The organism is Hydrogenophaga sp. A37, assembly GCF_002001205.1.
GTDB lineage: Bacteria > Pseudomonadota > Gammaproteobacteria > Burkholderiales > Burkholderiaceae_C > Hydrogenophaga.
Window position 1 is genome coordinate 20,279 of record NZ_MUNZ01000183.1, and the last position, 7,690, is coordinate 27,968.

At 66.4% G+C, this 7,690-nt stretch carries 9 protein-coding genes; 5 read left to right on the forward strand and 4 right to left on the reverse strand.

Going from position 1 to position 7,690, the window contains the following annotated elements:
- Positions 1-198: 198 nt before the first annotated feature.
- A complete protein-coding gene (locus B0E41_RS24295) occupies positions 199-1,047 on the reverse strand; it encodes a class III extradiol dioxygenase family protein (protein ID WP_077335371.1) in 849 nt (282 codons plus the stop codon).
- Positions 1,048-1,066: 19 nt separating this feature from the next.
- On the reverse strand, positions 1,067-1,411 hold the full coding sequence (locus tag B0E41_RS24300; protein WP_077335373.1) for a protocatechuate 4,5-dioxygenase subunit alpha: 345 nt from the start codon (positions 1,409-1,411) through the stop codon (positions 1,067-1,069).
- Between the two features lie 79 nt (positions 1,412-1,490).
- Between B0E41_RS24300 and B0E41_RS24305 the strand changes: the two genes are divergently transcribed.
- Positions 1,491-2,408 carry a LysR family transcriptional regulator gene (locus B0E41_RS24305; RefSeq protein ID WP_253195144.1) on the forward strand — a complete coding sequence of 306 codons (918 nt, stop codon included), beginning with the start codon at positions 1,491-1,493 and terminating at the stop codon, positions 2,406-2,408.
- A gap of 70 nt (positions 2,409-2,478) precedes the next feature.
- Positions 2,479-3,492 carry a lysylphosphatidylglycerol synthase transmembrane domain-containing protein gene (locus tag B0E41_RS24310; RefSeq protein WP_171984867.1) on the forward strand — a complete coding sequence of 338 codons (1,014 nt, stop codon included), beginning with the start codon at positions 2,479-2,481 and terminating at the stop codon, positions 3,490-3,492.
- Between the two features lie 3 nt (positions 3,493-3,495).
- Here the strand turns inward: B0E41_RS24310 and B0E41_RS24315 are convergent, their stop codons facing one another.
- Positions 3,496-4,428 carry a helix-turn-helix domain-containing protein gene (locus B0E41_RS24315; protein ID WP_077335377.1) on the reverse strand — a complete coding sequence of 311 codons (933 nt, stop codon included), beginning with the start codon at positions 4,426-4,428 and terminating at the stop codon, positions 3,496-3,498.
- Positions 4,429-4,539: 111 nt separating this feature from the next.
- Between B0E41_RS24315 and B0E41_RS24320 the strand changes: the two genes are divergently transcribed.
- The 3 genes from B0E41_RS24320 to B0E41_RS24330 all read left to right on the forward strand — a co-directional run bounded on the left by B0E41_RS24320 (position 4,540) and on the right by B0E41_RS24330 (position 7,472).
- A complete protein-coding gene (locus B0E41_RS24320) occupies positions 4,540-5,718 on the forward strand; it encodes a cytochrome P450 (RefSeq protein ID WP_077335379.1) in 1,179 nt (392 codons plus the stop codon).
- Between the two features lie 174 nt (positions 5,719-5,892).
- Positions 5,893-6,216, forward strand: coding sequence for a 2Fe-2S iron-sulfur cluster-binding protein (locus B0E41_RS24325; protein WP_077335381.1), 324 nt, complete (start codon positions 5,893-5,895; stop codon positions 6,214-6,216).
- Complete coding sequence (locus B0E41_RS24330; RefSeq protein ID WP_077335383.1) at positions 6,213-7,472, forward strand: FAD-dependent oxidoreductase; 1,260 nt, start codon at positions 6,213-6,215, stop codon at positions 7,470-7,472. The genes B0E41_RS24325 and B0E41_RS24330 overlap by 4 nt, the downstream gene beginning before the upstream one ends.
- Before the next feature lie 15 nt (positions 7,473-7,487).
- On the opposite strand, the gene B0E41_RS24335 is transcribed toward B0E41_RS24330, so the two are convergent.
- On the reverse strand, positions 7,488-7,690 hold a 203-nt coding region (locus B0E41_RS24335), incomplete at its 5' end, for a DUF296 domain-containing protein (RefSeq protein ID WP_143434006.1).

Here is a 7,690-nt window from a genome sequence, read left to right on the forward strand (position 1 = left end):
ATCGAGGTGCGCCAACATCGCCTCGGTGCCGGGAGCGTTCGGTGTCCGACGCAGCGAAATAAAGGAGGAGGCGGCCTCCCGCCGCCGGGGGACATTCGCGGAGTCGGATACCGGACGCTTCCGGCACCTGCACAAAAGCCAGAGCGAAAAAGGGAGCCAACGGCTCCCTCCTTCAAACACCAACAACCCAAAGACAGATCAGACCGTCTCCAGCGCCAGAACACCGGTAGCCGTATTCGAAATCGGGATGTGGTAATTGCTGTGCACCTTGCGCACCCCCGAACCACCGGCCGTCAACGCCGCGCGCATCGCCAGCCACATCAACAGCTCCACACCCTGCGTGCCCGCCTTCTCCACCAGCTCCAGATCGCTGAACTGCGTCGCCCACTCGGGATTCGTTTCCATGCTGTCCAGGAACTGCAGATCGAACTTCTTGTTGATGAAACCCGCGCGCTCGCCATCGAGCTGATGCGACAAGCCGCCCGTGGCCATCACCGCCACCCGCTTGCTGCTGTCCCAGCTCTGGATCGCCTCACCCACCGCCTTGCCCAGCTTGTAGACCCGCTTCGCCGTCGGCAACGGAAACTGCACCGTGTTGATGTCGATCGGCACGATCTGCACCGGCGCCACATCGTGCTCGGGCCAGAACAGCTTCAACGGCAAGGTGCAGGCGTGATCCACCAGCATCTCCTGGCAGGTCACGATGTCGAACTCCTTGGCGATCAACTCGTTGATCAGGTGCCACGAGAGTTCCGGGCAACCCGGGATCGGTGGCAACGTGGGAATGCCCCAGCCTTCGTCGGCATTGCTGTAGCTGGCCGCGGCGCCCACCGCAAACGTCGGCATCTTGTCGAGGAAGAAGTTCAGGCCGTGGTCGTTGTAGAACACCACCACCACGTCCGGCTTGACCTGGCCCAGCCACTGGTGGATGGGTGGAAAGCCGTCGAAGAAGGGCTTCCAGTAGGGCTCGTTCTGCTTGCCTTTGTGGATGGCGCCGCCGATGGCGGGAATGTGCGATGTGGCCAGGCCACCGATGAGTTGTGCCATGTTGATGTCTCCTGAAGGGTCAGCACTGCTGGTTCGCGGCCACGAGCTTGGCCTTGAACTGTTCTTTGGTCATGCCCGTCTGCTGCGCGCCGATGTCCTGCATGTCCAGGCCGAAGATGCCGGCGAACTTGGCGAGGTAGTAGGCGTTGCCGCCGGCCGAAATCAGGGCCAGCACCTGCTTGGAGCGGATGGCCTCGGCCTGCTCGCTGCTCAGGCCGTGCCGCTGCATGAAGGCCTCGGGGTCGGCCACGAAGGCCTCTCGGTTGGCCCTGTCATTGAACGAGAAGCACATTTTGTTCAGGGCGTAGCCCTTCTGGGCCGCGTCGCCGTCGAACGGCGTGGTGCCGGGAATGGTCTTGCTCACATCTGTCTCCTGCGTGGGGTGGATTGACTTGTGTCAAGCCGCGAGTATTCCCAGCCCATTGCCAAAGATAAACAGATGAATGATCATCAAACACATGAATGATTTCGATTGGTCAGACTTGGATGCCCGACTGCTTCAGCTGCTGGTGTCGGTCGTGGAAGCGGGCAGCATCACCGGCGCGGCCCAGTCGCTGGGCGTCACGCAGTCGGCCGTGAGCCACCAGTTGGACAAGCTGCGCGCCATCACCGGCGACGCGCTGTTCGTCAAGAGCGGGCGCGGCATCGTGGCCACGGCGCGGGCGGGCGAACTGGCCGTGCAAGCGCGTGAACTGCTGCGCCAGCTGCAGGGTTTTGCCCAGACCGGCGCGTTCGATCCCCAGCGTTGGAAGGGCACCGTGACCATCGCGGCCAACGACTTCCAGCGCGAGGTGTTGCTGCCGGCGCTGGCCCGCCAGCTGCGCGAGCAGGCGCCCGGGCTGGCGTTGCGCATCATTCCCTCCGACATCCCGAGCCTGGAGATGCTGCGCGACGGTGCGTGTGACCTCGCCATCAGCCCGCGCCCGCCCGAGGGCAGCGACATCGTGCAAAAGCGCCTCTTCGAAGACCGCTACTGCGTCTACCACGACCCGGCGGTGCGAGAGGCCCCGCGCTCGCGGGCCGAGTACCTCGCGGCCGACCACATCACCGTGGTCTATGAACCCCGGCGCAGGCTGCACCTCGACCGCACGCTCGAAGCCCAGGGCGTGCACCGGCGCTTTGCGGTCATGGTGCCGGGCTTCGCCGGCCTGCCCGCCTTCCTGCGCGGCAGCCCGCTGCTGGCGACCGCACCCGCCCTGCTGCACGGCAGCTTTCTGCGTGAATTCGCCCGCACCGAAGTGCTCACACCCTGCCCCCCACTGCCCATGTACCTGATCTGGCACCGCCGCCACCACGACGATGCCGCACACCGCTGGCTGCGCGAGCGCATTGCGCTGGGCACCCCGCCTGAGGCACTGTGACGGTGTCGGATCGTGGGAGCGCCCAACGGTAGAATTTCGCGCTTCGAATCACTGCCTCAGAACGCAGAACATGACCCACGCCACTGCGTCAACCTTGCCCGCGGAAACCGCCGGCAAGCCGCCCAAATCCGCCCGCTACTGGCTGCTCAGGCTGCTCGCCCTGGCGCTGCTGCTGGGCTCGTGCGGCTACTTCCTGTTCCACCTGTGGGACAACCTTCACGAGCTGCCCCCGATCCAGTGGGGCGGCTATGCGGTGCTGGTCATTGGCGTAGCGGTGCTGGGTGCGCTCTCCAGCGTGCCGCTGATCGCCCTGATGTGGCAGATGCTGTTGCGCGACCAGGGCGTGGTCCTGCCCTACCGCCAAGCGCTGCAGATCATCGCCGTGTCCCAGATGGGCAAGTACCTGCCGGGCAACGTGGGGCACTTTGCGGGCCGGGTGCTGCTGGGCTCACAGGCCGGTGTGCCGGCCGGCAAGACCATCGCCACCATGGCGATGGAGACCTTCTGGGTGCTGGGCATCAGCGGCATTTTTGCGGTGGCCGCGCTGCTGTTCTATGTGAACGATCTGCACGAAGGTCTGGTGGACACCAGCCACCCCGGTTATCTGGCGGCGCTGGCGGCGTTCATGCTGGTCTCGCCCTTCGTGGCGGTTCGTCTGGTCAACCGACTGCTGCCCGGCCTCAGCCGCAAGCTCGGGCGCGGTCAGTTGATTGCCGAGCCCCGGCTGGTCACCGCCGTGATGGTGGCGGGACTGATCGCCTTCTCGTTTGTCGTGCTGGGCAGCGTGGTGGAGCTGCTGGCGTCCGAGCTGTTCGGGCACCCTGAAATCGACTGGCTGCAAATGGTGCTGCTGTACACCGTGGCCTGGACCGCCGGATTCCTGGTGCCGGGCTCGCCGGGTGGCCTGGGGGTGCGTGAAGCCTTGATGATCAAACTCATGGGCCCTGCCATCGGCCTGGAAATCGCTTTGGGCGTGTCGCTGGTCATGCGCCTCACTTCCATGGGCGCCGACGCGCTGGCCTTTGGCCTGGGTCTGCTGTTCCGGCCGCAACAGAACGAACCGCTCGACCCAGACGTGGACTGAGGCTCAGACGGCACCGCCTCGCTGCGCCTCCCGCCAGCGCTGGGGGCTCAGCCCGGTGCGGCGCTTGAAGAAGCGCGAAAAATAGGCCGGGTCTTCGAACCCCAGCTCGTGCGCCAGGCTCGCGGCCGGCGCGGCAATATAGACCAGCCGCCGGCAAGCCTCGCGCGTCAGCCGCTCGTGCACCAGCTCCAGCGCACTGCGCCCGCTCTCGGCCCGCACCATCCGGTTCAGGCGCTGGGTGGACAAGCCGAGACGCGAGGCATAGCGCTCCAGCGGCCAGTGCTCCATAAAATGCGCCTCCACCAGCAGCAGAAAGCGGGTGAACTGCGCCTGGTGGCCTGCGGTGGCGGCGCCCTCGCGCTGCCCCTGTTCGCTGGCACGCGCCAGCCGCCACACCACCGAGCGGGCCAGCCACTGCACCACGGGTGACTCCGCCGAGCCCGGCAGTTCGAACTCGGCCGACAGCGCCTCAAGCAGCGCATGCAACCGCTGCGTGCCGATCTCGTCGGGTGAAAAGTGCACGATGCCCGGTGCCGAAAACAAGGCCTGAAAGGCTTCGCCAGCGGCCTGGAAATCACCCTCTACAAAAAAGCGCGCACTCAGCGTGAGCACCCGGCCATCGGTCTCGGGGGCGAACCGGAAGCCGTGCACCACCCCCGGCGGCACCACGATGGCGGCGGGGCCGTTCACCTCGGCCTGCCATTCGTCGAGCTGCACCGTGGCCGCGCCACGCCACAGCCACAGCACCTGGTACAGGCCCTGGTGCAGGTGGGGATCAATCTCCCAGCGGTAGAGCTGGCTGCGCGATTGCACCGCTTCGATGTGCAGCATCTCCTGCCCGGGCGTGGCCGCTTCGCCGTACAGCGCAAAGCTCGGGATGACCGACATCGCGCGCGGCGCGCGGTGGCTGGTTGAAGCAGATCCTGAAGCGGCCATGGCATACCCATCTGATCGAAAAGTACAAGAATTATCCCTTCTTAGTGCAGTGCTAATCCGAGCATGGAGCCCTACAGTGAACCCCGGATTCACCCACAGGAGACAAAAGCCATGAGCTTCCATTTCGATCCGTACTCGCCGGCCGTTGACGCCGACCCCTTTCCTTATTACCAGCACCTGCGTGACGAGGCGCCCTGCTTCTGGAGCGAAGAAGCCCAGATGTGGATCCTCTCGCGTTATGCAGACATCGTCTCCGCCGGCCAGGACTGGCAGACCTATTCCAGCGCCAGCGGCAACCTAATGACCGAGCTGCCCGGCCGCGCCGGCGCCACGCTCGGCAGCTCCGACCCACCCAAACACGACCGCCTGCGTGGCCTGATCCAACACGCGTTCATGAAGCGCAACCTGCTCGCGCTGGAAGAACCGATCCGCGATGTGGCGAAACAGGTGTTCGGCCAGCTCAAGGGCACCAAGCAGTTCGACTTCAAGGAAGTCTCGTCGCAGTTCACCGTCAAGGTGCTGATGGCCGCGCTCGGCCTGCCCATGGGCGACGAGGCTATCGTGGACGAACAGATCGTGCGTGACAACGCCGTGCTGATGGTGCAGAGCGACGCCCGCACCCGTGCCAAAGGCCCTGAGCACATCGCGGCCTACAACTGGATGCAGGAGTACGCCGCCAAAGTGATCGCGATGCGCCGCGCCGAGCCGCGCAACGACCTGATCAGCAACTTCGCGCTGGCCGAGATCGACAGCGACCGGCTGGACGACCGCGAGGTGCTGTTGACCACCACCACGCTGATCATGGCCGGCGTCGAATCGCTCGGCGGCTTCATGATGATGTTCGCCTACAACCTCGCCAGCTTCGACGAAGCCCGCAAGGCCGTGGTGGCCAACCCCGAGCTGCTGCCCGACGCGATCGAAGAAAGCCTGCGCTTCAACACCTCGGCACAACGCTTCCGCCGCCGCCTGATGAAGGACGTGACGATCCACGGCCAGACCATGAAGGAAGGTGATTTTGTCTGCCTGGCCTACGGCAGCGGCAACCGCGACGAGCGCCAGTACCCCAACCCCGACGTGTACGACATCACCCGCAAGCCGCGCGGCCATCTCGGCTTTGGCGGCGGCGTGCACGCCTGCCTGGGCACGGCCATCGCGCGCCTGGCGGTGAAAATCGCCTTCGACGAGTTCCACAAGGTGGTGCCCGACTACCGCCGTGTGGCCGACCAGTTGCCGTGGATGCCCTCCAGCACCTTCCGCAGCCCGCTGGTGCTCGAACTCAAAGCCGCCTAAGGCGCGGCCCCTTCCATCGCGCTGCCCGGTGACCGGCAGCACCTTTTTGTTTTTTAGGACTTACGCAAAAGTGTCCCAACTAGGCGCTTCGACGCAGACAGTACGAGCAGTACGGCAAGGAGAAGCAACGACGTTGGGGCGCTTTTGCGTAAGTCCTGGTTTTCTGGAGACACCATGGCAAACATTACCTTCATCGAGGCCAACGGCCAGTCCACCACCCTCAATCTCGCCGACGGCTGGAGCCTGATGCAAGGCGCCACCGCCAACGGCGTGGACGGCATCGTGGGCGAATGCGGCGGCTCCTGCGCCTGCGCCACCTGCCACTGCTATGTGGACGATCTGCTGGCCGGCGTGCTGCCCGCGCCCACGCAGGGCGAGCTGGACATGCTGGAAAACGTGGTGGCCGAGCGCCGCCCCAACAGCCGCCTGGCCTGCCAGATCAAGGCCGGCCCCGCGCTGGAAGGCGCTGTGGTCCACCTGCCGGAATGCCAGGAATGAGCGGCGAAGCGGCCGCAGCCGGCATCGTCATCGTCGGCGCGGGCCAGGCCGGCGTGATGACCGCCGAAGCCCTGCGCAGCGGTGGCTTTGAGGGTGCCATCACGATGCTGGGTGACGAACCCCACGGCCCCTACCACCGCCCGCCGCTCTCCAAAGCATGGATGGCCGGCGAGATCGAAGCGGCCCAGCTGGTGATGCGCGCGCCCGAAATGCTGGCGCGCAAAAACATCGCGCTGCGCACCGGCGTGAACGTCAAGGCCATCGACCGCAGTGCACAGACCTTGATCCTCGGCGACGGCAGCACCCTGCCCTACACCGGCCTCGTGCTCGCCACCGGCAGCACGCCACGCGCCCTGCCACTGCCCGGCAGCGACGCGCCCGGCGTGCTGGCCCTGCGCACGCGCGACGACGCCAGCGCCATCGCCGAGCGCCTGGCCGCATGCATCGCGCAGCAGCGCCCGGTGGTGGTCATCGGTGGCGGCTTCATCGGCCTCGAAGTGGCCGCCACCGCGCGCAAGAAGGGCCTGGAAGTCACCGTGCTCGAAGCCGCGCCGCGCCTGCTCGGCCGCGTGCTCGCACCCGTGCTGAGCGACTGGTACGCCGAGCTGCACCGCGGCCACGGCGTGCAACTGGTGTTGGGTGCGCAGGTCGCGGCCATCGAAGCCGCCGCACAAGGGGTGACCGGCGTGAAACTGGCCGACGGCAGCGTCGTGCCCGCGGGCCTGGTGGTGGTGGGCATCGGCGTCGGCGCCAATGACCAACTCGCCAAGGCCGCCGGGCTCGCATGCGACCGCGGCATCGTGGTCGACGCCTGCTGCCGCACCAGCGACCCACTCATCGTGGCCGCCGGCGACTGCACCGCGCGCCGCCTGGCCGACGGCAGCCTGCTGCGGCTCGAATCGGTGCAGAACGCCACCGTACAGGGCAAGAGCGCCGCCGCCGCGCTGCTCGGGCAAGAGCGCCCCTTCACCGCCACGCCCTGGTTCTGGAGCGACCAGTACGACAAGAAACTGCAGATGGCCGGCCTGTCCATGGGTGCCGACGCCTGGGCCATACGGGGGCAGATGAACGGCGACATGGCCGCCGGCACGTTCACCGTCTACCACTTCAAGGGTGATCAACTCATCGCCGCCGACAGCGTCAACGCCAGCAAAGACCACCTGCTGGTGCGCAAGCTGCTCGACGCCGGCATCTCGCCCACGCGCGAGCAGGCGGGCGATGTGGCGTTTGATCTGGCGAGCTTGCTGGTGAAGTGAGCGGGAGCGCGGGGCTCAGGCATCACGCGCCTTCACCACCAGCTCCGCGTAGCCGGTGGCCGCATCCAGCTCACGCGTGAACGCCCATTCAGGCAACAGCGCCAGCAACACCTCGGCCGTGGTGCGCACCCGGCAACCCGGCGCCACATGGCCGCCAAACACCTCGCCCGTGGCGGCCGCCACGGCCATGTGCAGGTGTGAATGGCCCCGCCCGGCAT

Bases quoted from the DNA above. Each gene is read 5' to 3' on its own strand.
- B0E41_RS24320 (WP_077335379.1), top strand. From the start codon at position 4,540: ATGAGCTTCCATTTCGATCCGTACTCGCCGGCCGTTGACGCCGACCCC.
- B0E41_RS24295 (WP_077335371.1), bottom strand. From the start codon at position 1,047: ATGGCACAACTCATCGGTGGCCTGGCCACATCGCACATTCCCGCCATC.
- B0E41_RS24310 (WP_171984867.1), top strand. From the start codon at position 2,479: ATGACCCACGCCACTGCGTCAACCTTGCCCGCGGAAACCGCCGGCAAG.
- B0E41_RS24325 (WP_077335381.1), top strand. From the start codon at position 5,893: ATGGCAAACATTACCTTCATCGAGGCCAACGGCCAGTCCACCACCCTC.
- B0E41_RS24330 (WP_077335383.1), top strand. From the start codon at position 6,213: ATGAGCGGCGAAGCGGCCGCAGCCGGCATCGTCATCGTCGGCGCGGGC.
- B0E41_RS24305 (WP_253195144.1), top strand. From the start codon at position 1,491: ATGATCATCAAACACATGAATGATTTCGATTGGTCAGACTTGGATGCC.
- B0E41_RS24315 (WP_077335377.1), bottom strand. From the start codon at position 4,428: ATGGCCGCTTCAGGATCTGCTTCAACCAGCCACCGCGCGCCGCGCGCG.